We start from the raw sequence: 22,955 nt of genomic DNA, 5'->3' as shown, positions 1-22,955 counted from the left end.
GGCCGCGCTCACTTCCGCTTCTTGCCGTTGTAGTGCGGGTTCTCCCAGATGACCGAGCCGCCCTGACCGAGACCGACGCACATGGCGGTGAGGCCGTAGCGCACGTCGGGGCGCTCGGCGAACTGCGCCGCGAGCTGGATCATCAGACGCACGCCGGACGCGGCCAGCGGGTGCCCGAGAGCGATCGCGCCGCCCCACTGGTTGACCCGGGGGTCGTCGTCGGCGATGCCGAAGTGGTCGAGGAGCGAGATCACCTGGATCGCGAAGGCCTCGTTGAGCTCGAACAGTCCGATGTCGGAGATGTCGAGACCGGCCTTCTTGAGCGCCTTCTCGGTCGACGGGATCGGTCCGATGCCCATGATCTCCGGCTGCACGCCGGCGAAGGCGAACGAGACCATCCGCATCTTCGGGGCGAGGCCCAGCTCCTTGACCGCCGTGCCGCCGGCGAGCAGCGACATCGTCGCGCCATCCGTGAGCGGCGACGACGTGCCCGCGGTCACCCGACCGTGCGGGCGGAACGGCGTCTTGAGCGCGGCGAGGTCGTCCATCGTCGTCTGCGGGCGGCGACCCTCGTCCTCGGCCGCGAGACCCCAGGCCCCGTCGGCGCCCTTGGTGGCGACGGACACGAGGTCGGGCTGGATCTTGCCGGCGTCGTACGCGGCCTGCACCTTGTGCTGGCTGAGCATGCCGAACCGGTCCGAGCGCTCCTTGGTCAGGTGCGGGAAGCGATCGAAGATGCGCTCCGCGGTGACGCCCATGTTGAGCGCGCCCGGGTCGACCATCTTCTCCGAGACGAAGCGCGGATTGGGGTCGGCGTTGCCCCCGATCGGGTGGTGGCCCATGTGCTCGACACCGCCCGCGAGCGCCAGGTCGTACATGCCGACTCCGATCGACGCCCCCATCGTGGTGACGCTGGTCATGGCACCGGCGCACATGCGCTCGATCGCCAGACCGGGAACGGTCTGCGGAAGGCCGGCGAGGATCGCGACCGACCGCCCGAGGGTGAGGCCCTGATCGCCGGTCTGCGACGTCGCGGCGATCGCCACATCGTCGATGCGGTCCGCCGGGACCGCGGCGTTCCGCTCCATCAGTCCGATGGTCGCCTTCACGGCGAGGTCGTCTGCGCGGGTGTTCCAGTACATGCCCTTTTCGCCGGCGCGCCCGAAGGGGGTGCGCACTCCATCGACGAAGAAGACGTCCGAGATCTCGGCCACTCTGCCTCCAAGTTTGTGCGGTGGCCTCAGTCTAAGGAGGGCCGAAAACCGGGAGGAATCGGTTGGGTCGAACCTACGAAGCCGGGGTGGGGGGCTCGTCGGGCAGTTGACCAGCCTCTACAAAAGCGTCCGCGATCTTCTGTGCAGTGTGTGCAATCTGCCAGGGGCGTGCGCCGAGCGCTGCGAGAGCCTCGCCGATCGCTTCGGGCGACTCGAGAGAGACGTCCCACGCGATGCGACGCAAGAAGTCCGGGGTGAGGAGATTCTCCGTGGGCATCGACAGCTCTTCGGCCACGGCCTCGACCACCGGACGGGCCGCCTTCAGGCGTGCGTCCGCCTCCGGATTGCGATCGGCCCAGGCGCGCGGCGGGGGCAGCGTGTCGCTGGGGACCCGCTCGCGGGGGAGCTCTTCGGTGGCGCGACCCTCGACGAACGCCTGCCACCAGCGGTCGAGCTGCGTGCGGCTCGCGCGCCCCTGGAACTCCTTGATGCCCGCGAGGGCCTGCTTGCTCTGCGGATTGCCGAGCAGGGCCGCCATCAGTGAGCGATCGGGGACCAGTCGGCCGGGGGAGACGTCCTGCTCCTGCGCGTACGCCTCCCGCGCCTGCCACAGCGCGCGCGCGACGGCGAGGTTGCGGGCTCCGCGGACCTGATGCAGGCCGCTCAGACGCCGCCAGGGATCTTCGCGCGGAGGCTTCGGCGCGCGGGACAGCGTCGCCGCGAACTCCTCCGCCGCGATCTCGGTCTTGCCCTGCGCGGCGAGTTCCTCGACGAGCACATCCCGCACATCGACGAGGTGGAGTACGTCGAGAGCGGCGTAGTCCAGCCAGGATGCGGGGAGCGGACGCGTCGACCAATCCGCTGCGGAATGCTCTTTCTTGAGGGTGATCCCGATCGTGTGCTCGACCACGGCGGCCAGGCCGACCCGCTCATGGCCCAGCAGCCGGGAGGCGAGCTCGGTGTCGAAGATGGTGGGCGGCTCGAGCTCGAGCTCGCGCAGCGACGGCAGGTCCTGGCTGGCCGCATGCAGCACCCACTCGACCGTGCCGATGGCCTCCTGCAGGGGCGCGAAATCGCCGATCGCGGGTGGGTCGAACAGGAAGACGCCGGCGTCGCGGCGGAACACCTGCACGAGGTAGGCGCGCTGCGAGTAGCGGAACCCGGATGCCCGTTCCACGTCGACGGCGACCGGACCGGTGCCGGCGGCGATGGCCGCACAGGCGGCGAGGAACTCCTCGGCATCCGAGATCACAGAGTATTCAGTCACGTACAGCCTTTCGCGCGCCGATCACGGCGATGCCCTCGGAACCCGGCGGAAGCCCCGCCAGCATTCCGACCAGCTCGGCCCATGCTTCGACGTGCGGTCGGAAGGGGCCATGCGGAGTCCAGGACGCCCGCAATTCTATCTGTGCCCCGTCTCCCTCGTCAGCGAGGCCCCCGAAACCCTTGGAGAGTGTCTTCGTCGAGGTGCCGGAAGGGGAGTGGTACACGGCGTCGCGGGAGTCGAGCGCGTCGACGAGCCACGACCAGGTGACGTCAGCCAGAAGCGGGTCCGTGCCGATCTCCGTCTCCAACGGCGCCTGCGCGAAGATGATGATGCGCCAGGCGCCGCCCCAGGCATCCGGCTCGTCGGGATCGTGCATCAGCACGAACCGCCCCGTGCCGTAGATCGACTCGCCGTGCTCGTCCGGGCGCACGTCGGCCGCGAGGGCGAAGGCGAACGGGGCGAGCCCCTGAGGGGTCGCGATCTCGTGCGCGACGATGTCTCCGCGGAACGCGGTCTCGCGAAGTTCAGCTATGGCGCTGTCGAAGAGCGACCTTGCTTCGGGGTGTGCGGTCACGGCATCAGGCTAGAGTCAGGAGGCGATGAAGAGTCTCAGGCACGCCGTTGCACTTCTTGTCCCCGCGCTGTTCGCCCTCGGGGGCGTGCTGGCGTTCCTCGTCCTGAAGGTCGCGCGCAGGGTGGTCACGCCGATGCGCGGTTCGACGGATGCCGCGATCCTCGCGGTCGACACCGGAGCGCAGACCATCGAGCTCGTCCGGACCCTCGACACCGAGCTGCCGGGGCGGTACGGCCTCTTCACCTCGGGCACGTACGGCTATGTGAAGCTCGGCGCCGTGCTGAGCGCGGACGCGACGCGCGTCCGACGCAAGCTGCTCACGCAGATCGAACCCGGTGCGCAGGTGGACAGGGACGCGCGCTTCAGCGGCTGGTACTACGCATCGCCGTCCGAGCTGCACCTGCCGTCCGAGAACCTGTTGATCGGGTCGCCGGCCGGGCCGTGCCCCGCCTGGTTCTTCCCCGCCGCGTCGTCGACCTGGGTCATCCAGGTGCACGGCCGCGGTGCCACGCGCGCGGAGTGCCTCCGCGCGGTGCCCGTGCTGCACGGGGCCGGGCTGCCCACGCTCGTCGTGTCCTATCGGAACGACGGTGAAGCGCCCCGCAGCCGCGGAGGCGCCTACGCTCTCGGCACGGCCGAATGGCGCGACGTCGACGCGGCCATCACCCACGCCCTGCGACACGGCGCCGAACGGGTGATCCTGATGGGCTGGTCGATGGGGGGCGCGATCGCGCTGCAGACGGCGGTGAACTCGGGGAACCGCGATCGGATCGTCGGGCTCATCCTCGAATCCCCCGTGGTCGACTGGCGCTCGGTGCTGCGGTTCCAGGCGCGCAAGGCCGGGATGCACGCACCGCTGCCGGATCTCGCTATGGGGGCGCTGTCGTTGCCGGTCACGGCGCGTCTGAGCGGCGCGGAGGACGCGATCCACTTCGACCGGCTCGACATGGTGGCCCGGGCGGACGAGCTGACGATCCCGATCCTCATCCTGCACAGCGAGGACGACGGCTTCGTCCCCGCCGATGCCTCGCACGCGCTCGCGCAGGCGCGCCCCGATCTCGTGACCATGCCGCGCATCACCGTGGCACGGCACACCAAGCTCTGGAACTACGACGAGACCGGGTGGAACACCGCGATCACCGCGTGGCTGCAGACGCAGGCCTTCAGCGCTTCTGACTGACCTGCTTCTTCGCCCGCATCAGCATGCCGGTCATCCCGCCGATGCGGAGCGGAGACACCGCCCTGGTCAGTCCGATCGACTGCGGGTAGTCGTCGGGGATCGCCAGCACCTGATCGGGGGACAGGCCGGAGATGCCCTGGGCAAGGATGCTCGCGAACCCCCGCGTCGTCGGCGCCTCCACCGGAGCCGTCGCGTGCATCGTCACGACGCCTTCGACGATCTCGACGTAGATGTAGACGGGGGACTGGCACTCGGCCACACGCTCGTACATCTCGGGATGCTCGGCCACCTCGTCGGACACAGCGGGAAGCTCGTCGGCGAACTCCAGGAGCAGGAGCAGACGGTCCTCCTCCGGAGTCTCGAGGAAGGCGTCGCGGATCTCCGCGAGGGTGTCAGGGACGTCCGTGGTGCTCATCCCTGACATTCTCCCACGATCAGACCGAGCCGGGCTCGGTACCCGTGACGATGGGGACGCGCACGGCGCTGCCCCATTCGGTCCACGACCCGTCGTAGTTGCGCACGTTGTCGAACCCCAGCAGGTGGCGCAGCACGAACCACGTGTGGCTCGATCGCTCGCCGATACGGCAGTAGGCGACGACATCGTCGCCGTCCTGGAGCCCGGCGCCGTCGCGGTAGATCGCGTCGAGCTCGCTGCGCGTCCGGAAGCCGCCGTCCTCCGCCACCGCCTTCGCCCACGGCACGCTCTGCGCGGTCGGGATGTGTCCGGCGCGCAGCGCGCCCTCTTCGGGGTACGCCGGAGCCGTCGTGCGCTCCCCGCTGTACTCCTCCGGCGATCGGACGTCGATCAGCGGATTCCCGATGTGGGCGAGGACATCCTCCTTGTACGCCCGGATGACCGAGTCGTCGCGCTCCACCACCGGGTAGGCCGTGACCGGACGATCCGTCTTCTCCCGCGTGATCTCGCGTCCTTCCGCGATCCACCGATCGCGGCCGCCGTCGAGGAGGCGGACGTCTTCGTGTCCGAAGAGCGAGAAGACCCAGAGCGCGTAGGCCGCCCACCAGTTGTTCTTGTCGCCGTAGATCACCACGGTGTCGTCCCGCGCGATCCCCTTCCGGCTGAGCAGTGCCGCGAAACCCTCTCCGTCGACGTAGTCGCGCACGACGGGGTCGTTGAGTTCGGTGTGCCAGTCGACCTTCACGGCGCCGGGGATGTGTCCGGTCTCGTACAGCAGGACATCTTCGTCGGACTCCACGACCACCAGTCCGGGGGTGTCGAGGTGCGCGGCGAGCCACTCGGTGGTGACCAGGCGACCCGGGTCGGAGTACTCGGCGAACTTGGGTGAAGTCGAATCGAACTCGATGGCCACAGGGATCTCCTCCAGGGTGAGCGGGCGATGGCGCGGTGCGGACGGCGTAATGTGGAGCCGTCCCTTCGACGATAGACTCTGCCGCCCGACCTGCACCTGATTCGTAAGACTTCGACACAGGCAGGCACCCGATCCAGGATCGTGATGACCGAAACGCCTTCCCGCACGGGTGTCGTGCACCTGACCGCGCGTCAGCCCGCCGTCACCGGAGCAGAGATGCTCGCCAGCCTCGTGCCGCCGCCGCAGTTCGATGCCGCCACGTTCGAGAGCTACCGCGCCGATGAGGCGTACCCCTCCCAGGAGGAGGCGAAGGAGACGCTGATGCGCTTCGCCGGGCGCGGTGCGCCGGTGAAGCGCGGCGGGCTGTTCAGCCGCGCGAAGAAGGAGCCGGCGGTGAGGCCGGGCGTGTACCTCGACGGCGGGTTCGGCGTGGGCAAGACCCACCTGCTCGCGGCCATCTATCACGCGATGCCCGCTCGTCGGAAGTACTTCGGTTCGTTCATCGAGTACACGGCTCTGGTCGGCGCCCTCGGCTACAAGAACACCGTCGACCTGCTCAAGGGAGCAGATCTTCTCTGCATCGACGAGTTCGAGCTCGACGATCCCGGCGACACCATGGTGATGACGCGACTGCTGGGCGAGCTCGTGCCGACCGGCACGAAGCTGGCGGCGACCTCCAACACCCCGCCCAACGCGCTCGGCGAGGGGCGTTTCGCGGCGCAGGACTTCCTCCGCGAGATCCACGCGATGTCGGACAGCTTCCAGACCATCCGCATCGACGGGGTCGACTTCCGTCAGCGCGCCCTCGACGGCCACGCGGTCGCCCTCGACGAGGCCGAGTACGAGTCGGCGATCTCCGCCGTCGGCCCGTCGCGCACGGCATCCGACGATGGTTTCGACGAACTGATCCGCCACCTGGCCCAGGTCCACCCCTCGCGGTACATCCGGCTCATCGACGGGATCGACCTCGTCGGGCTGCGGGGCGTGCATCAACTGGTCGACCAGTCGGAGGCGCTGCGTCTGGTCGCTTTCGTGGACCGGGTGTACGACGCGCAGATTCCCGTGCGGGCCACCGGGACCCCCTTGGACTCCGTGTTCTCGGACGAGATGCTCGCCGGTGGATACCGCAAGAAGTACCTGCGCGCCATCTCTCGGCTCAATGCCTTGACACATTCTGCGCAAGCCTGAAGTCCCGTGTAACGCGATGTTCACACGCAGAGCCTCGCTGTAACAGCGGGGAAACAAACCTCACGCATCCGCGAAACGGTGCGTCGTCACACTGAAGCTCTCAACTACTTCGGATGTGAGGTTTTCCTATGGATGCTCCCGGCAACATCTCGTGGGCGATCACCGCGACAGCGCTGGTCCTGCTCATGACGCCAGGCGTCGCTTTCTTCTACGGCGGACTCGTCAAGGCGAAGAGCGTCGTCAGCATGATGATGATGAGCTTCGGCTCGATCGGTCTCGTCGCTGTGCTGTGGATTCTCTTCGGTTTCTCGATGAGCGCCGTCGACAGCCCGACCGCCTTCGCCGGCAACCCCTTCGCCGACATCGGGCTCTCCAGCCTGGCGGCGGGCGAGGGATCGAACGTCGCCCTCCTCGGAGTCGCCTACGGCGCCACCTTCGCGATCATCACGGTCGCCCTGATCTCGGGAGCCATCGCCGACCGCGCCAAGTTCGGCAGCTGGCTCATCTTCGCGGGCATCTTCGCGACCGTCGGCTACTTCCCGGTCGCCGCCTGGGTCTGGGGTGGCGGATGGATCATGAACCTCGGCACCACCCTGTTCGGTGAGGACAGCGGGATCGGCGTCATCGACTACGCCGGCGGAACCGCCGTGCACATCAACGCCGGTGCCGCAGCTCTGGCGCTCGCGCTGGTCCTCGGAAAGCGCATCGGGTTCCAGAAGGGCATCCTCAAGCCGCACAACGTGCCGCTGACGCTCCTGGGCGCTGCGCTGCTGTGGTTCGGCTGGTTCGGCTTCAACGCCGGAGCGGAGTGGCTGGCGGAGGACATGGGCGGCGTCGGACTCATCGGTCTGAACACGCTCGGTGCCACCGCCGCAGCGATCCTCGGCTGGATCCTGATCGAGAAGATCAAGGACGGCAAGCCCACCTCGGTCGGCGCCGCGTCCGGTGCCGTCGCCGGTCTCGTCGCGATCACTCCGGCGTGCGCCAACCTCACGCCCGGCTGGGCCCTGCTGCTGGGTCTGCTGGCCGGCGTGGTCTGCGCACTGGCGATCGAACTGAAGTTCCGTCTCGGCTTCGACGACTCGCTCGACGTGGTCGGCATCCACCTCGTCGGTGGCCTCATCGGAACCGTCTACCTCGGCTTCTTCGCCACCGGCACCGGACTGTTCGTCGGGGGCGACGCCCGCCAGCTGGCCGTCCAGGTGATCGCCGCACTCGGTGTTCTCATCTACTCGTTCGTCGTCGCCTTCATCATCGGCTTCGCGATCCAGAAGACCATCGGGTTCCGCGTCACCAACGAGGACGAGATCGCCGGTGTCGACCAGGTCGTCCACGGCGAAGAGGGCTACGCACTCGCCGACGCCTGAGTCGCGGTTAGGGTGACGGGATGAGTTCTTCCCGCGGCATCCTCGCAACTCTCGCGGACATCCTGCGCTCAGCGCTGGGAACACGTCGGGCGTCTCGGACCACTCCAGGTCCGGGACGCCCGTCGTCGCGTCTGCGCACACCCGAGGAACGCCGGGGCGGGGGAGTCACGGCCGCCGATCCCGGCTCGCCACGAGGCACGGAGACCGTGCGGGTCGACCCCGCCCGCATCCGCTCGCTGCGGATCACGTTCACGCCGAACCGCGACGGGGCACCGGACGCCGGTGAGGTCATCTGGACCTGGGTGCCCTACGCCGAGAACGACGGACGCGGGAAGGATCGACCGGTGCTCGTGATCGGCCGTCAGTCTCCGGATCGCGTGTACGCGGTGCGCATGACCAGCAGACCGCACGACGGCGACCGCGACTACCTGTCGATCGGCTCCGGTCCCTGGGACTCCCAGGGACGCGAGTCGTGGGTGGACATCGAGCAGCTCTACAGCGTGCACGAGCAGGGCCTGCGGCGCGAAGCCGCCGTCCTGGACCGGCGACGCTACGACCGCGTCAGCGCCGCCCTCACGCGGCGCTACGGGTGGTCGGCTGCGGGGTGAGCGCCGGGAAGGCCAGCAGCACCATGTCGACCAGATCGTCCAGCGAACGTGTCAGCGGATCGGTCGCGGGCCGCCCCGTGTCGAGCTCGATCTCATCGATCGCGGCGGACAGCTGATCGGCAGAGAGGTTCTCGTGGTTGACGGTCACCCCGATCACCCGCGTGTCGGCGAAGGCCTCGATGAGGGCGATCTCGCTCTGCACCGTGGGCATCGCGACCATGGGGAAGTCGCCGAGCATGGCGCGTCCCGGTGCGTGCTGCACGATGACGCCGGCCGGCTGGCTGCCGCGGAGGATGTGCGCTGAGGTGATGTAAGCGGGGTGGCTGAGCGCGCCCTGGCCCTCGACGATGATCACATCGGGGTCTTCGCCTTCGAAGGCGGCGACGACCTGGTTCTCCACCTCGCCGGAGCAGAACTGCGGCACGAGAGCATCCAGGGCCACACCGTAGCGGCCGCCCTGGATGATCGTGGTCTGTCCCGTCCCGACCATGACGGCGTGGATGCCGCGATCTGTGAGCGCGCGCACCAGCAGGGTCGACGTCGTGCGCTTGCCGATGGCGCCGTCGGTGCCCAGCACGGCGATCCTCGGGCAGGTGACGTCGAAGATCCGCCCGGAGAACAGATGCAGATCCTTCTTCTCCTTGGGGCGTCGGACGTCGGTGATCGTGACGCCGGCGAACAGGCTCGCGGCGACGAATTCGGCGTCGTCGTTCAGGAACTCGTGGAGGCCGTTGATGATGTGCATGCCGCGGGCGATGCCGTCCAGCAGCACCGTGCGCTGATCGGCGGAGAGCAGCCCGTCGGCCGGTGCGACACCGCAGATGAGGTAGTCGGGAACCTGTCCCGCGTGACGGATCGCGGTCGTGAGTCCGTCGAGCACGGGGATGCCGTTCGCCGCACCGTCGAGCAGCCTGCCGGCATCCGCCCCCGCATGTGTCGAGTCGATGACGCTGAGGATCTCGTACTTCTCCGAGTGCCGGACCAGGCCGTTGGCGGTCTTGCCGTCCTGCTCGCCGAACTGACCCTCGCAGTAGATGATCGCCGTCGAGCCGGTCGGCAGAGCGATCGGCTCGGCCCACACCTGCTCGGCGGGTACGCGGGAAGACGGAATAGACGGGCTGGACATGACGCTCCTCGGCTCACACAGAGGAGGCGACGGAGAACGAAATGGCCGGAAAGGCCCGTTGGTCGACAAGAAGTCTTCCCTGATGCCGGCAAGATACCGGCGTGATCACCGTAGCAGGGCGGCCTGGGACTCGGCCCCGAACGCCCGTCCGGAGGACGCCGCAGCTCGTCCAGGGCGGAATCGCTCAGTCCCTGGCCCAGCTGCGTGCGATCGCGACGTCGTGTCCGAGGATGCGGCAGGCGGCACGGTGGCCCGAGAACATGGCCGCTGGCACGGTCGCCGGATCGTCGGTCCACGTGGCTTCGCCCGCGATGTGGACGGCGCCGGCACCCCCTGATCCGCCGAAGGGGGTGGCGAGATCATCGTGATCCCCCGTCGTCGATCCGCGGGTCATGTACGCGTACGAGCCGTGCGAGAACGGGTCGTCCTGCCAGGCCGTGCGATGCACGAGGGTGGGTGCGGGCACATCATCGCCGTAGAGCCGACGCAGCTGGTCGAGAACCGATGCCGCGACGCGCCCGTCGTCCCAGTCGCGCGTGAGCGTCGCCGCCGGTCCCGCGGCGAACGTGAGCAGCGTCGGCTCGCCGTGCAGGGCGGTGAGGTCGTACCAGGAGTGCCACCACGCCCCCTCCGGCCCCTGCTGACGGATCGCGTAGACATCCTCGTCCCAGAACCGCGTGGGAAAGCGGAGGAAGATCTTCTCGAAGGCGTTCATCTCGAGCCGGGACAGCGCGGCCGCGTTGACCGGGGGAAGCGGCGGCTCTATCTCGATCGCGCCGGATTTCAGCACTCCGACCGGTACCGTCACGACGGCGGAATCGGCGTGGAAGGTGCCGTGCGGTGTGCGGACACGGATGCCGTCGGACCAGTCGATCCCCGTGACGGTGTGTGCGCGGCGGATGTCGAGGCCGTGCGCGAGATTTTCCGGGAGCCGGTCGTAGCCGTCGGGGAACACGACCTCGTCTCCGTCGATCGAGTCGTCGTCGAGTCCGTGGGCCGCGAGGTCCTCGATCCACGCACCGTACTGCTCTTCCGAGCGATGCTCGAGATACTCCCGCACGCGCTGGACCCGCTCGGCGTCCCAGGGCTGCTGCGCGAGCGCGGCCTCGGTGACCTTCCGGTAAGAGGCGTCGGCCGCTGAGGCGGCGATCGTCTCGAGGAGTGCCGCGTCGACTGTGTGCACGTCGTCGGCGAAGGCCTTCGCCTGCGCAGCGGTCAAGCGCGTGCCGTCCGGGCCGTAGTACGCGATGGGACGGCTGTCGACCTGGTAGCCGCCGACGGTGAACTCGAGCGTGCGCATGCCGAAGGCGGCCGCGGCCTCTGCGACCGGGCTGCCCGCGACGCCGTGGATCCACGACGCACCGAGATCGGTCGCGCCCTGCGTGCGGTCGGTCGTGACCCGACCCCCGACGCGGTCGCGCGCTTCCAGCACGACGACCGAGCGTCCCGCGTCGCGCAGCAGAGCGGCGGCGGTGAGTCCCGCGACGCCGGCGCCGACCACGATCGTGTCGAAATGCTCCATGACGACTCCCTTCACGGCCGCGGAACCGCGTCCTCGCCTCCGACGATAGCCATCCGAGCCGCACGGGCGATAGGCCGTCATCCGCGCAGCGCATCACTGAGCATTCGCGCATAGAGCTGCCAGGGATCACCGCCCGCACGAAGGGTCTCGATGTGCGTGCGGAGTTGCTCCGTGAGCGTGAACCACTCGCCCCCTTCCCGGATGTCGGCGAACTCCCGATGACGTCGCTGCTCGACGGCGCGGTCTCCCGGCTCGAAGGCGAGGAGCTCGTCGTGGCGGATGCTGCGCAGTCGTCGCCGCGGATGTCTGCTCGTCCCGATCTTCACGCGCCGGTCATAGCGGAGGTAGTAGACCACGTCGACCCGGGGGAGGGGGAGATCGGCATCGGGCACGTCTCCGTAGCGCCAGCCGCAGGCGGTGCAGAACCAGGCATCGCCGATTCTCGCACCGTGGCTGCCTCCGCAGAGGTGGCAGGGGCCGGGGAGGTCGGAGGTCGTCGTCACAGGGGGAGGCTACGCCGGGGGTGCGACGCCGCCGCGAGCGGGAGCGCGGTTGCGTGATCGGTGGCGCCGGACATGGCATCCTGACACTCGACGGCGTGCTCGGTGCGTCGTCGTCCGTGGCCCTCGTCCGACAGGAGACCCGATGAGACTCGCTCGACGTGCGCGCGACGCAGAACCGTTCCACGCGATGGCGATCGGTGAGCGTGCAGCCGAGCTTTCGGCGCAGGGCCATCACGTCGTGCGCCTCTCGATCGGCGAGCCGGACTTCGGGGCGCCGCCCGCGGTGCGCGAGGCCATGCGAGAGGTCATGGACGGACGTCCGCTGCCGTACACCGCGGTGCTCGGCCTTCCTGCGCTGCGCCGTGCCATCGCGGACTTCTATCGCGACAAGCACGGTGTCGAGATCGATCCCGGCCGCATCCTGATCACCTCGGGCGCCTCTTCGGCGCTGCTCGTGGTGACCGCGGCGACCACCGACCCCGGCGACGAGGTGATCATCGCCGACCCTTCGTATCCCTGCAACCGGGAACTCGTGCGAACGTTCGGCGGGACCCTGGTGGCGATCGCGGCGACCGCTCAGAACCGCTACCAGCTCGACGCGAGCTCGGTGGCGTCGGCGTGGAGCGAGCGGACGTCGGCGGTGATGATCGCGAGCCCGGCGAACCCGACGGGGGCCTCCATGCCCGTCGCGGAACTCGCGGCGATCTGCGAGCTCGCGCGCGGTCGGGGCGCCTGGCGCATCGTCGACGAGATCTACCTGGACCTCGCCGATCCGGCCGATGACGGCACTCCGGCCCCCACGGTGCTCTCCGTCGACCCCGAAGCGATCGTGATCGGCAGCTTCTCGAAGTACTTCGGGATGACGGGGTGGCGCCTGGGATGGGCGATCCTCCCGGAGGAACTCGTGCCGGCCGTCGAGCGCCTCGCGGTGAACTACTTCCTCTCCAGCTCCGCCCCCGCACAGCAGGCGGCGGTCGCAGCCTTCACGCCGGAGTCCCTCGCGCTCTGCGAGGAACGACGCCTCGAACTGCTCGCCCGGCGCCGCCTCGTGCTCGAGGCGCTCGACACGCTGGGGCTCGCGGTGCCCGTGATCCCCGACGGCGCCTTCTACGTCTATTTCGACGTCAGCAGCACGGGGCTCGACTCGTGGAGCTTCTGCGAACGTGTGCTGGAGTCCGCGCACGTCGCCCTCACCCCGGGGCGCGACTTCGCGACCGCCACCGCCGACACCCACGTGCGACTGTCCTACGCGGCCTCCCGCCCGGAGCTCGCCGAGGGCATGCGGAGGATCGGGGTCTTCCTCGCAGAGCTGCAGCGGGAGCGGTGAGTCCGGACACAGAAAAGCCCCCGTCGATGCGGGGGCTGACTGTGGGCGATACCGGACTCGAACCGATGACCTCTTCCGTGTGAAGGAAGCGCGCTACCAACTGCGCCAATCGCCCTAAGCCGTGAGGCTCGACAACCGATACTACCGGACGAGAAGGGCCGCCGCTGACCAGTGCGGGAGACACGCGCGAGATTCGAGATCGGTTTGGAGACCGGCGAAAGTTCGGCTAATGTTTCATGAGTGCCCGGGACAACCGGGAACGAAATGCGGATGTAGCGCAGTTGGTAGCGCACAACCTTGCCAAGGTTGGGGTCGCGAGTTCGAGTCTCGTCATCCGCTCGAGTGCAGAATGTCTTCTCCGGAAGGCTCACAGCACGTGGGGTCAATCCACACGGTGGCGTGGCCGAGCGGCTAGGCACCGGCCTGCAAAGCCGTTTACACGGGTTCGAATCCCGTCGCCACCTCGTCGCACATAACTGAACAGCCTGAATAGGCGCGATTGGCGCAGCGGTAGCGCGCTTCCCTGACACGGAAGAGGTCACTGGTTCGATCCCAGTATCGCGCACACTGAAACCCCCGGATTCCCGGGGGTTTTTTCGTGTTCCCGCAGTGTCACGGCTCGCTGCTCGTCGAATGCCGAGGCACAGGAGCCCCCGGGCGCGCCCGGGAGCCTCCTGGGGTCGTGCTAGTCCATCTGATCGATGACCAGCTCGCCGTGCGCGTTCAGATTCTCCATCATCCGGGCGATCCGCGCGGGATCGATCTTCGGCATCGTGGCCTCGTCGAACGCGAGGACCATGGGGATGCTGGGATGCACCCAGGCGGTCAGACGGCCCGCCGGGTTCTTCTTCTCCGGGAGCCAGGTCATCATGAACGCCTCCTGGCGGCGCAGCTTCGTCCCGATGATGATCTTCAGGTGCGCCAGAGTCACGTCCTCGATCTCGATCGGAGGGCGCGAGCTGTTGTATTCGAGTTTTCCCATGCGCTCACACTAACCGCGTCGCGAGCGAATTAGGCTGGGGTCATGCTCTCCGCCCTCATCCGCCCGGCCGAAACACGCACGCTGATGGCTGAGGGCACGGAGCTCCCTGATCTTCGCGCGCAGCTCATGGCGCAGATGCCGCCCGGCTGGGAGATGGTGTCGTCGCACGTCGAGATGAAGCCCGGCGGCATCCGTGTCGTCGCGGGCACGTTCGCCCGCCGCGACGAGCCCACCGTGATCGAGGCCGATGACATGGCGGGTCTCGAGGCGAAGGTGCCCGAAGGGTGGCAACTGCTCGCGGTGCGCCGCCACTGAGACCCGTCTAGCGCGAGCGCGCGACGATCCGGGTGATCAGGGTGTGCCAGTCGTCCGGTCCGCTGCGGTGGCCGCGCCGGTTCACGAACGCGTAGCCGTGCGGCGAACGGGTGAGCACGCCCAGATGCCGGCGTTCGCGCGAGCCGTCGCGCCGCACCCACAGCACCCACGCTTCGCCGAGAGGACGGAGAGTGGCCCACGCGGGTCCTCTCGCGGTGTCGAGCTTTCCCAGCTCGATCGCCTGTCCGTACTCCGGTTCCATGTTCGCACTGTATCCAGCGCGGCCCGGGGGAGGGCAAGGGGTAGACCTGCCCTTCCGGCCCCTTCAAGGGCGAATCCCGGGGAACGCGTGCGGTGTGAGCGCATGCTACGTCTCCGTGGCCCTCAGGTCGAGGGGGAGCCCGAAATGGCTCGATGCGCGGAGCATGAGGACTCCACCAGCCGCAGCACCGACGGAGGTCGTCATGTATTTCCACCTGCAGGAGTTCATCACCGAGATCGCACAGGACGAACCGGACCCCTCGGCGGCCAACGCGCTGCAGGAAGGCCTCGGTGGTCAGTTCGGTGAGATGCGCACGATGATGCAGTATCTGTTCCAGAGCATCAACTTCCGGGGCCCGGAGGGGAAACCCTACAAGGACCTGATCCAGGGGATCGGCACCGAGGAGATCAGCCACGTGGAGCTGATCGGCACCACCATCTCCCGCCTGCTCGACGGCTCGCCCCAGTACCAGGGCAAGCCGACCGACCCCCTCGACAAGCCGGGCGCCGCAGGCGCGACACCGCTGAGCATCGCCCCCGATGCGAAGAACGTGCATCATTTCCTCGTCGGAGCGCAGGGCGCACTGCCCGTGGATGCCGCAGGGAATCCCTGGATGGGCAGCTACGTGTACAACTCCGGCAATCTCGTGCTCGATCTGCTGTACAACCTCATGCTGGAGTCGACCGGCCGTCTGCAGAAATGCCGCCTCTACGAGATGACCGACAACAAGATGGCCCGCGGGACGATCGCCTACCTGATCGTCCGCGACCAGGCGCACGAGAACGCCTATGCGAAGGCCCTCGAGACGCTCGGCGTGAACTGGCGGACGTCGCTTCCGATCCCGAAGACCAACGCGGAGAGGTTCCCCGAGGTCAAGAAGCTCCTCGACCTCGGTCTGCAGAGCACCCAGTACTCCTTCGATCTGTCGGACCAGTCCGAGGCAGGGAAGATCTTCCAGGGTGCGTCGCCGTCGAACGACGGGACCGACCTCGACGCGAGCAAGCAGGCTCCGGCGGGTGCGCCGATGACGATCTCTCCCGAGCGCCCCGAAGAATTCGCGCCCGGCGCCGACGACGAGCTGCGTGCACTGATCGAGGCGACCGCGGCGATGGAGATGGCCGACATCGACGCCACCTTCGGCCGGATGACATGATGATTCGCACCACCCGTATCCCGACGACGGAGGCATGATGGCCAGCAACACCCGCCGGATGAACTGCCGGCCCGAAGACGTCTTCCGTGTTCTCAGCGACGGCTGGCTCTACCCCGCGTGGGTGGTGGCGGCCACGCGCATGCGCGACGTCGACGAGAGCTGGCCGCAGCCGGGTGCCGAGCTCCATCACTCCGTGGGAGTCTGGCCGGTCGTGCTCGACGACACGACCCGCAGCGTCGAGTGGGCACCGCCCGGACGCGTGCGCATGCTCGCGCGCGGCTGGCCCTTCGGAGAGGCGGCGGTGACCATCCGGGTGCGTCGTGACGGCGAGGGGTGCGTCGTCCGTATCGACGAGGAGCCGGTCAGCGGACCGGCGATGCTCATCCCACGGTTCCTGACGACCCCTCTGCTGCGCTGGCGCAACGCCGAGACGCTCCACAGGCTGGCCTATCTCGCCGAAGGCCGCGCCGGCGCCTGATCCCCCGGGCTTCGGGCCGCCGCTATGAGCGCTTACGGGCGGCGCGCACCCGGCGGACTGCTCGTCCGACCAGATCCTTCATCCCGCCCGCAGCCCCGTCCCGGCGGAGCTCCACGACGCCGCTCTCGTCGACCATGAGCGTGCAGTCGCGTCCGGCGAGCAGCGGAGAGCGGCCGGCGCGGACGAGTACCGCGGGATCGGCCGTCACCGGGATGTCGAAGGTCCACCCCGCACGCCGCACCCGCAGGCGGAGTGTCGCGCGGCGCGCGGCGTCTTCACTGCGGAAGACCTTGAGCGGGTCCACAGCGACCTCGATCACGTCGACGCCGGCGGAGGCTCGTCGGAAGAGGCGACGCTCCGCCTGGACGGCATCCGTGCGGGCGAGGAGTTCGATCTGGTCGTCGCGCACATCCCGGCTGGCGTCCAGGGCCGCAGCGGGGAGATCAGCCAGCCACGTCGGGGGGACCCAGGTCGACACGGGACGCGTCGCGTCGGAGACGGCGAACCGGAGCGCCTCCTGCCCGGCGTGCAGCACCCGCACCCGGATGCGGAGCTGGAGACCCCCTCCGCGCGTCCAGCGGGCGGAGCTCACCTCGGCACTCGCCTCGAGCTCGTTCTCGAACTTCGCGAACCGCAGGAGGTCGGCGCGGCGATCGGCGCGGAGCAGTGCCGCGCGGATGCGGTGCGGGAAGGCGAGCCCGGCATCGACGCCGGGGCCGAAGCGACGCTCGGCGAGCGGCCGCACGACATCGATGAAGCCGTCCCGATACTCGTCGGGATACCGCAGCATCTGTCGTCCGGACAGGCGCTTCAGGATCTTCCCGCGGAACCAGTGCCGCAGCAGACGATCACGCAGCCTCCCCGGCTCGGTGTGGGCCTCGACGAGGTCGAGCACGGACTCGAGGTGGGGGAAGTAGGTGACGGGATCGATCCGGGAGGAGCTGGCGCTTCCCGGATGCTTGATCCAGGCGTAACAGGGCACGCTCGCGAGCACTGAGATCGTGTCGGCAGCGAAGTACGCCTCCATCACGAACAGGTGATCCTCGAGGCGCACGCGTCCGTTCGGGAAGTGGATGTCGTTGTCGCGGAGGAACGCGGTGCGGAACATCTTGTGCGGGGTCAGGAGTTCGAGGATCGGGTCTTTCCCGAGAGTCGCGCGCGGGATGTCGCGTCGGAAGATCCGGCGCGGGAGTGCGCGCCCGACTCCGACCTCCTTGCCGATGACGACGTCGGACGAGTGCAGGTCGGCGTAGTCGCAGAGCTTCTCGAGGGCGGATTCGAAGAGGCGGTCGTCCTGATCGACGAACTGCACGTACTTCCCCGCCGCCTCCGCGATGCCGTGATTGCGCGGGGTGCCCGGCCATCCCGAGTGGGGGAGCGTGAGCACGCGGACGTTGGTCCGTGCTCGAGCGATCGTCGCCAGCCTCTCCTGCGTGGCCTGATCGGACCCGTCGTCGCACAGGATCACCTCGAAAGCCGAGGTCTCGAGTGTCTGCTGATCGAGAGACTCGATGAGCTCGTCGAAGGTGGGTCCGGGGTTGAACACAGGGACGACGACGCTCACACGAACTGACACTTTTTTCCATTCACTGGGGAGGGCCTCTCAGCATCCCATGTCCGTCGGGTCCAGACCTGGGGGTTGCATGTTCCGGCCCGCCGCGGTGAGGGGTGCGGGACGTCGCCCTGCCATATCGATCGGGCGATGCGCAAGGGGCATCCGTTCCTGACGGAGGCGTCCTATGGTTTCAGATGTGAACAATCCCGGCCCGTATTCCTCCGACGTCCTCTGGGCGTGCGTCGAGGAAGGTTTCCACGTCGGCAGTCGCGGCGGCGACTTCCTCGGTTACGTCGATCGGCAGGCGGGCGGTGACTACATCGCCTACGATGCGCGGTCGCATGCGCTCGGAAGCTTCCCGACGCTGGAAGAGGCGACCTCCGCCGTGTCGCGCTCCAACGAGGACACCGCGATCGCGGGCATCTCGGACGAGGGAGCGAAGGGGACCGTTCAGCGATGACCGCCGAGGACAACGACCTCATCTCGCTCGTCTACGCGAGCTCTGCCTCGGCCTCGTTCCGGGAGACGGCGCTCGCCCACCTTCTGGAAGAGAGTCGAGTGCTCAACGGAGCACGCGACATCACCGGGATGCTGCTCTACCGCGGCGAGCGCTTCATCCAGGTACTCGAGGGTCCCGCCGCCGTCGTGCGTGCTCTGGCCGCGCGGATCAGCCAGGACGTCCGGCACCGCGACATGCGCGTTCTCCTGGAGGAGCCGATCGAGGGCCGCCGTTTCGCCGAGTGGACGATGGCCTACCGGCCTCTGCACCAGCACCCGGAGGAGGCCCCAGCGGGATTCCGCGACTCCTTTGCCGACCTGGAGGAGGGTGGGGAGCGCTCGATGACGGTGCGCGCCCTGCAGGAGCTGACTCTGTGGTTCCGAGTGCGATCGGGCACTCTCGCCCCGACGGCGCACGGATGACCACCGCCGGGATCTGAGGCTCGAGGTCATACCGTCGGGCATCAGATCCCGCGACGGGACGATCAGCCGCCGGAAGGATTCTCCAGGGGTGCGTCGTTCTCATCCGTCGTGTGGTCGGACGTGACCTCGTCCGGCGACGCGTCGTGATCCGGCTTCTCCGGGGCGCCGCCCGAGGCGGTGTCGGCCTCGGCGTCGATTCCGGGAGTGCCTTCCACTTTCTGTCGTTCGCTCATGGTGATGCTCCTTTCGGTCGGTTCTGCGACCGTAGACCGGTCTGCTCCCGGCGGGGCAGGGGGTTGACGGCCCCGCCCCGGGCGGGGTTCACTTCCTGGCATCCACGGTGGCACCGACTGCCGATGTGCACAGGAGTCCGATCTTCCGGGACCGGAATCTCCCCGATCGACGACAACGGATTGGACAGATCTCGCTTCTCTCCAGAGAATGGAGTTATTCAGTCGGGGGGCTGAATAACTCCCGATGACGGGTCGAGCGGTTCACGCCACCGTCTGAGGGAGACGGCTCGGATGCCTGGGGTCTGCGTCCGTGTGAATGCACGCCCGGACGTCTCGGACCATCGGACCCCCCTCGCACCTCGAGATCGGTGCGAGGGGGATCCGAAACGTCGTGGCTGTCCGTCAGGGGCGCACGGGCGGCAGCATCCGGTGCGACAGTGCACGCACCGAACGGAGTCGGCGGCCATGACGAACGAGCATCCCGACCGCGGTCAGGCGCCGCCGCATGCCCCACCACGTCACGAGGGCGAGCGACTCCGACACGATCGATCCGCTCATCTTCGACTCGCCGTGCACGCGTTCGACGAACGTGATCGGAACCTCGACGACGCGCAGCCCGCGCTCGAGTGCACGCCACAGGAGATCGACCTGGAAGCAGTAGCCCTGCGATGCCACGTGCAGCAGATCGATGCGTCGGAGCGCGGCCGCACTGAAGACGCGATACCCGCCGGTGGAATCGCGCACGTCGATGCCCAGTGCCAGGCGTGCGTACAGGTTGCCGCCGCGGCTGAGGATCTCGCGCCTCTTGGACCAGTTCAGCACACGGCCTCCCGGCACCCACCGCGACCCCAGCACGAGGTCGTGGTCGATGAGCTGATCGACGAGCTTCGGCAGTTCCTCGGGCTGGTGTGAACCGTCCGCATCCATCTCGACCAGCGCCCAGTAGTCTCGCTCGAGCCCCCATGCGAAGCCCGCGAGGTATGCGCCGCCGAGGCCGTTCTTCTCGGACCGATGCAGCACATGCACTTCGGAGTGGCGTTCTGCCAGGCGGTCGGCGAGTTCACCGGTGCCGTCGGGCGAGGCGTCGTCGACGATCAGGACGTCCGCGGAGGCGGAGGCGAGCACGCGACCGACGATCGCCTCGAGGTTCTCGATCTCGTTGAAGGTCGGGATGATGACGAGTGTCTCGTTCATGGGGTTCCTTTCAGGGCGGTGCTCAGCCGCGGAGCTGCGCGAACACGATGAGATTGTCGAGGTAGTGGCCGGTCGAGGAGTCGAAGGCGCCGCCGCAGGTGATGAGGCGGAGCTCCGGGGCCGGGACGTTGCTGTACACGGCCGCGGTCGGGAACTCCGCCTTGGCCGACTGCATCGAGCCGCTCACCTCGAACGTGAGCGCGGCGCCGTCCGACAGGGTGACGATGACCTCGGCCCCCGGGGCCAGCTCCCCGATGCGGGCGAAGACCGCGGGCGCCGTGGGCGAGTCGACGTGCCCCGCGATGATCGCCGGGCCGACCTCGCCGGGCACCACACCGTCGGAGTACCAGCCGGCGAGATCGAAGTCCACGGGAGCATCGAGTCGTCCGCCGTCGCCCAGGGCCAGGTCCTCCAGCGCCGAGTCCACGCCGATCGACGGGATCTGCACCCGTTCCGGGACCCCCGCCGCCGACTCCGGTGCGGACGTCGGAACCGACGGATCCTGCAACCCGCCCGCGGAGAACGGGGCAGGGGATCCGCTGGACGACGGAGAGGCCGCACCTTCCGTCGGCGCGCACGCACCCAGGAGCAGCGCGATCGCCAATACTCCCGTCGCGGCCAGCGCGCGGATCCCACTGCCCCTGCCCATCAGACCGTTCCCGTCGCGCAGCCGCCGAGAGAATCGCCCGTGAGCATCGCCGTGGCGAGCATGACCCAGGCGGTCCCGTAGTACGTGGGGTACTCGGCCGTCAGCTCCGCGGCGCGTTCGAGGTCGGCCGTGCTCGCCACCGTGTCTCCCGATGCCTGCGCCGCGGCCGCGCGCGCGGTGAAGCCCAGCGCGGACTGCTCGTCCGACAGTGCGCCTCCACCGAGGTCCAGGCGCGATGCGACATCCTGCTCACGGTCGAGCGTGGCGAACGGCAGCCCGGCCAGCGTGATGTCTTCCGCCGTGCAGGATTCGGCGTACCGCAGCATGAGGCGCGGCGCGTCGAAGCCGTACTGCACGGGGTCGCCCCCGCCGAGCGGCCCCGGCATCGGCTCGATGAGCCCGTCCCTGTGCACCTGCGCCCAGTCCGGCGGCAGATCCGTCGCCGTGAGGATCTCGGCGGTGACGGCGGCGCTGCCCGCCTGGAGTTCGGCCCATCGCGGGTCTCCGGTCGCCTCGCCGAGCAGGTCGTACGCCACGGGCGACGCATAGCTCGGGTTGTAGGCGTACGGCTCCCGCTCCGCGGCCCAGAGGCCCGGAAGCAGGATGCGGCCGCGCTCGGTCTCCACGGTCAGCCGATCGGCGATCACGGTCGCGAGCTCGACACCTGCCTTACGCAGGTCGGCGCGGTCGAAGCGGTCGCCGGCGAGCACGAGGGCGCGCGCGGCATCCAGATCGGCATCCGACGCCGGCTGGTCATCGACGACGCTGCCGTCGTCCCATCGCCAGGCCATCAGACCGTCACTCCGCACGAGCTCCGCGGTCGTCCATTCCCAGATCTCGTCGAACGACTGCTCGTCGTCGGCGATGACAGCGGCGAACAGGCCGTATGCCTGCCCCTCGCTGACGGTGTCGCCACCCTCGTCGTGCCGCACGACACGGCCGTCCTCGACCCACTCGTCCAGGAAGGACGCCGCCAACGCGGGCGCGTCGAGGTCGGGAGCACCGCGGTCGTCTGCGGGCAGGGGAATAGAGGTCGCTGGTGGCGCCGTCTCGGGGGGAGCATGATCGCTCGTGGTCAGTCCGACCGCGAGCACCGCGGCACCCGCCGTCACGGCGACCGCGCCGGCGGCGATGCCGATGATCGTTCCGCGACGCATCAGAGCAGCTCCCCGCGGAGCTTCGCCGGTGCGTCCGAGGTCGCCTCACCGGCGGCGAGGTAGCCGCCGCCGGTGTCGACGCCACCGTCCGGCGCATTGCCGACGGACGCGCTGTCCAGCACGGGGAGGATGGTGAGTCCGCCGTCGGAGGTGTCGAGCACGAACAGCGTGGTGACGCTGCCCGGATCGACGGAGACCTCGGCGGTGTCGCTGACGCCTGTGCCGGTGAGCTCGAGCGACCAGTCGCCGGCGGGGATCTCGGCATAGCCGGTGGCCGAACCCGCCTTCGCATCCTGCGCGATCGAATCGCCCGTGGACGTCGAGACGTCGACCTCCGGCGTGATCGTCGATGCCTGGATCAGACGGACGCGGGCCGAACCACTGCCCGGCTCGGTGAGGTCGTCCTCGAAGGCGCGGACCTGCAGATCGGCCGTGGGGCCGTAGGCGGCGACGGTCGTCGCGGTGTCGGACGAGATCGTGACCGTCTCCGAGATCACCGGGACACCCGAACCGGATGCTCCTGCCGGCACCATGCTCACGGTGTAGCTGCCGGCCGGGAGCGACTTGTAGGTGGAGACGTCACCGTAGCTGACGCCGTTCAGCTCGAAGACCGTGGATCCGCCGCTGAGCGCGGCGACGCGCACGTCCACCGACTTCGTGTCGGGCGAGAGGTGCCCGAGCCGCAGCCATCCGGTCGAGTCACCGACCGCGGTCGGGGCCGCGGCGGCGTCGACCGCGCTCGTGGCCGCGGCGGCGGGCAGGGGGGCGGCGACCGCGACCAGCATGGCGGTCGCTCCCGTCGCCAGGGCTGCTGTCAGGTGCGGGAATCGTGAATTCTTCATGATGTGCTCC

Annotated in this window: 26 protein-coding genes and 4 tRNA genes; 13 read left to right on the top strand and 17 right to left on the bottom strand. The window is 68.8% G+C overall.

Annotated features, from left to right (window positions below):
• Positions 1-8: 8 nt before the first annotated feature.
• The 3 genes from ACWA14_RS08015 to ACWA14_RS08005 form a co-directional block, all read right to left on the bottom strand.
• Positions 9-1,214, bottom strand: coding sequence for a thiolase family protein (locus tag ACWA14_RS08015; protein ID WP_463792253.1), 1,206 nt, complete (start codon positions 1,212-1,214; stop codon positions 9-11).
• Positions 1,215-1,287: 73 nt separating this feature from the next.
• Positions 1,288-2,481, bottom strand: coding sequence for a ribonuclease D (locus tag ACWA14_RS08010; RefSeq protein WP_463792251.1), 1,194 nt, complete (start codon positions 2,479-2,481; stop codon positions 1,288-1,290).
• Positions 2,474-3,055 (bottom strand): DUF3000 family protein, encoded by a 582-nt coding sequence (locus ACWA14_RS08005; protein ID WP_463792249.1) that lies wholly within the window; start codon positions 3,053-3,055, stop codon positions 2,474-2,476. Before ACWA14_RS08005 ends, ACWA14_RS08010 begins: the two co-directional genes overlap by 8 nt.
• A gap of 25 nt (positions 3,056-3,080) precedes the next feature.
• Between ACWA14_RS08005 and ACWA14_RS08000 the strand changes: the two genes are divergently transcribed.
• Complete coding sequence (locus tag ACWA14_RS08000; RefSeq protein WP_463792247.1) at positions 3,081-4,235, top strand: alpha/beta hydrolase; 1,155 nt, start codon at positions 3,081-3,083, stop codon at positions 4,233-4,235.
• Here the strand turns inward: ACWA14_RS08000 and ACWA14_RS07995 are convergent.
• Complete coding sequence (locus tag ACWA14_RS07995; protein ID WP_463792246.1) at positions 4,219-4,650, bottom strand: SufE family protein; 432 nt, start codon at positions 4,648-4,650, stop codon at positions 4,219-4,221. The two genes, ACWA14_RS08000 and ACWA14_RS07995, sit on opposite strands and share 17 nt — an antisense overlap.
• 19 nt (positions 4,651-4,669) lie before the next feature.
• On the bottom strand, positions 4,670-5,563 hold the full coding sequence (locus ACWA14_RS07990) for a sulfurtransferase (protein WP_463792245.1): 894 nt from the start codon (positions 5,561-5,563) through the stop codon (positions 4,670-4,672).
• Between the two features lie 144 nt (positions 5,564-5,707).
• On the opposite strand from ACWA14_RS07990, the gene zapE reads away from it, so the two are divergent.
• The 3 genes from zapE (at position 5,708) to ACWA14_RS07975 (ending at position 8,726) form a co-directional block, all read left to right on the top strand.
• Entirely contained in the window at positions 5,708-6,751 is a 1,044-nt protein-coding gene (zapE, locus tag ACWA14_RS07985; RefSeq protein WP_463792244.1) for a cell division protein ZapE, read from the top strand.
• Between the two features lie 128 nt (positions 6,752-6,879).
• Entirely contained in the window at positions 6,880-8,118 is a 1,239-nt protein-coding gene (locus tag ACWA14_RS07980) for an ammonium transporter (RefSeq protein WP_463792243.1), read from the top strand.
• A gap of 20 nt (positions 8,119-8,138) precedes the next feature.
• Positions 8,139-8,726, top strand: a complete 588-nt coding sequence (locus ACWA14_RS07975; RefSeq protein WP_463792241.1) for a type II toxin-antitoxin system PemK/MazF family toxin — start codon at positions 8,139-8,141, stop codon at positions 8,724-8,726.
• On the opposite strand, the gene ACWA14_RS07970 is transcribed toward ACWA14_RS07975, so the two are convergent.
• The 3 genes from ACWA14_RS07970 to ACWA14_RS07960 all read right to left on the bottom strand — a co-directional run bounded on the left by ACWA14_RS07970 (position 8,692) and on the right by ACWA14_RS07960 (position 11,877).
• Positions 8,692-9,852 (bottom strand): DUF1611 domain-containing protein, encoded by a 1,161-nt coding sequence (locus tag ACWA14_RS07970; protein ID WP_463792239.1) that lies wholly within the window; start codon positions 9,850-9,852, stop codon positions 8,692-8,694. The two genes, ACWA14_RS07975 and ACWA14_RS07970, sit on opposite strands and share 35 nt — an antisense overlap.
• A gap of 184 nt (positions 9,853-10,036) precedes the next feature.
• Positions 10,037-11,374, bottom strand: a complete 1,338-nt coding sequence (locus tag ACWA14_RS07965) for a flavin monoamine oxidase family protein (RefSeq protein ID WP_463792237.1) — start codon at positions 11,372-11,374, stop codon at positions 10,037-10,039.
• A gap of 77 nt (positions 11,375-11,451) precedes the next feature.
• Complete coding sequence (locus ACWA14_RS07960; protein WP_463792235.1) at positions 11,452-11,877, bottom strand: GIY-YIG nuclease family protein; 426 nt, start codon at positions 11,875-11,877, stop codon at positions 11,452-11,454.
• Positions 11,878-12,019: 142 nt separating this feature from the next.
• Here ACWA14_RS07960 and ACWA14_RS07955 point away from each other — a divergent pair, with 142 nt between their 5' ends.
• Positions 12,020-13,204 (top strand): aminotransferase class I/II-fold pyridoxal phosphate-dependent enzyme, encoded by a 1,185-nt coding sequence (locus ACWA14_RS07955; RefSeq protein WP_463792234.1) that lies wholly within the window; start codon positions 12,020-12,022, stop codon positions 13,202-13,204.
• A 42-nt stretch (positions 13,205-13,246) separates the two neighbouring features.
• On the opposite strand, the gene ACWA14_RS07950 is transcribed toward ACWA14_RS07955, so the two are convergent.
• Positions 13,247-13,319 (bottom strand) — tRNA-Val (locus ACWA14_RS07950).
• Positions 13,320-13,470: 151 nt separating this feature from the next.
• Here ACWA14_RS07950 and ACWA14_RS07945 point away from each other — a divergent pair.
• The 3 genes from ACWA14_RS07945 (at position 13,471) to ACWA14_RS07935 (ending at position 13,769) form a co-directional block, all read left to right on the top strand.
• Positions 13,471-13,543 (top strand) — tRNA-Gly (locus tag ACWA14_RS07945).
• 54 nt (positions 13,544-13,597) lie between these two features.
• Positions 13,598-13,668, top strand: a tRNA-Cys gene (locus tag ACWA14_RS07940).
• Between the two features lie 29 nt (positions 13,669-13,697).
• A tRNA-Val gene (locus tag ACWA14_RS07935) sits at positions 13,698-13,769 on the top strand.
• Between the two features lie 120 nt (positions 13,770-13,889).
• Here the strand turns inward: ACWA14_RS07935 and ACWA14_RS07930 are convergent.
• Positions 13,890-14,186, bottom strand: coding sequence for a DUF7882 family protein (locus ACWA14_RS07930; protein ID WP_463792232.1), 297 nt, complete (start codon positions 14,184-14,186; stop codon positions 13,890-13,892).
• 42 nt (positions 14,187-14,228) lie between these two features.
• On the opposite strand from ACWA14_RS07930, the gene ACWA14_RS07925 reads away from it, so the two are divergent.
• Positions 14,229-14,501: a hypothetical protein gene (locus ACWA14_RS07925; RefSeq protein ID WP_463792231.1), complete on the top strand. Its 273-nt coding sequence runs from the start codon at positions 14,229-14,231 to the stop codon at positions 14,499-14,501.
• Between the two features lie 7 nt (positions 14,502-14,508).
• Here ACWA14_RS07925 and ACWA14_RS07920 read toward each other — a convergent pair whose 3' ends face one another.
• Positions 14,509-14,763: a hypothetical protein gene (locus ACWA14_RS07920; RefSeq protein ID WP_463792229.1), complete on the bottom strand. Its 255-nt coding sequence runs from the start codon at positions 14,761-14,763 to the stop codon at positions 14,509-14,511.
• Between the two features lie 202 nt (positions 14,764-14,965).
• Here ACWA14_RS07920 and ACWA14_RS07915 point away from each other — a divergent pair, with 202 nt between their 5' ends.
• Positions 14,966-15,916, top strand: coding sequence for a manganese catalase family protein (locus ACWA14_RS07915; RefSeq protein ID WP_463797397.1), 951 nt, complete (start codon positions 14,966-14,968; stop codon positions 15,914-15,916).
• A gap of 37 nt (positions 15,917-15,953) precedes the next feature.
• Positions 15,954-16,394 (top strand): SRPBCC family protein, encoded by a 441-nt coding sequence (locus tag ACWA14_RS07910; RefSeq protein ID WP_463792227.1) that lies wholly within the window; start codon positions 15,954-15,956, stop codon positions 16,392-16,394.
• 22 nt (positions 16,395-16,416) lie between these two features.
• On the opposite strand, the gene ACWA14_RS07905 is transcribed toward ACWA14_RS07910, so the two are convergent.
• A complete protein-coding gene (locus tag ACWA14_RS07905; protein WP_463792225.1) occupies positions 16,417-17,958 on the bottom strand; it encodes a glycosyltransferase family 2 protein in 1,542 nt (513 codons plus the stop codon).
• Positions 17,959-18,133: 175 nt separating this feature from the next.
• On the opposite strand from ACWA14_RS07905, the gene ACWA14_RS07900 reads away from it, so the two are divergent.
• Complete coding sequence (locus ACWA14_RS07900; RefSeq protein ID WP_463792222.1) at positions 18,134-18,409, top strand: hypothetical protein; 276 nt, start codon at positions 18,134-18,136, stop codon at positions 18,407-18,409.
• Positions 18,406-18,870, top strand: coding sequence for a BLUF domain-containing protein (locus ACWA14_RS07895; RefSeq protein ID WP_463792220.1), 465 nt, complete (start codon positions 18,406-18,408; stop codon positions 18,868-18,870). Before ACWA14_RS07900 ends, ACWA14_RS07895 begins: the two co-directional genes overlap by 4 nt.
• A gap of 62 nt (positions 18,871-18,932) precedes the next feature.
• On the opposite strand, the gene ACWA14_RS07890 is transcribed toward ACWA14_RS07895, so the two are convergent.
• The 5 genes from ACWA14_RS07890 to ACWA14_RS07870 all read right to left on the bottom strand — a co-directional run bounded on the left by ACWA14_RS07890 (position 18,933) and on the right by ACWA14_RS07870 (position 22,945).
• On the bottom strand, positions 18,933-19,103 hold the full coding sequence (locus ACWA14_RS07890; RefSeq protein ID WP_463792218.1) for a hypothetical protein: 171 nt from the start codon (positions 19,101-19,103) through the stop codon (positions 18,933-18,935).
• A 402-nt stretch (positions 19,104-19,505) separates the two neighbouring features.
• A complete protein-coding gene (locus tag ACWA14_RS07885) occupies positions 19,506-20,297 on the bottom strand; it encodes a polyprenol monophosphomannose synthase (RefSeq protein WP_463792217.1) in 792 nt (263 codons plus the stop codon).
• A 22-nt stretch (positions 20,298-20,319) separates the two neighbouring features.
• A complete protein-coding gene (locus tag ACWA14_RS07880; RefSeq protein WP_463792216.1) occupies positions 20,320-20,946 on the bottom strand; it encodes a class F sortase in 627 nt (208 codons plus the stop codon).
• A complete protein-coding gene (locus ACWA14_RS07875; protein WP_463792214.1) occupies positions 20,946-22,103 on the bottom strand; it encodes a glycosyl hydrolase family 8 in 1,158 nt (385 codons plus the stop codon). The genes ACWA14_RS07880 and ACWA14_RS07875 overlap by 1 nt, the downstream gene beginning before the upstream one ends.
• Positions 22,103-22,945: a DUF4397 domain-containing protein gene (locus tag ACWA14_RS07870; protein WP_463792211.1), complete on the bottom strand. Its 843-nt coding sequence runs from the start codon at positions 22,943-22,945 to the stop codon at positions 22,103-22,105. The genes ACWA14_RS07875 and ACWA14_RS07870 overlap by 1 nt, the downstream gene beginning before the upstream one ends.
• Between the last annotated feature and the right edge of the window lie 10 nt (positions 22,946-22,955).

It is taken from the genome of Microbacterium sp. TW_SC_2, from assembly GCF_055361165.1.
This window is presented reverse-complemented; position numbering and strand designations above follow the sequence as displayed.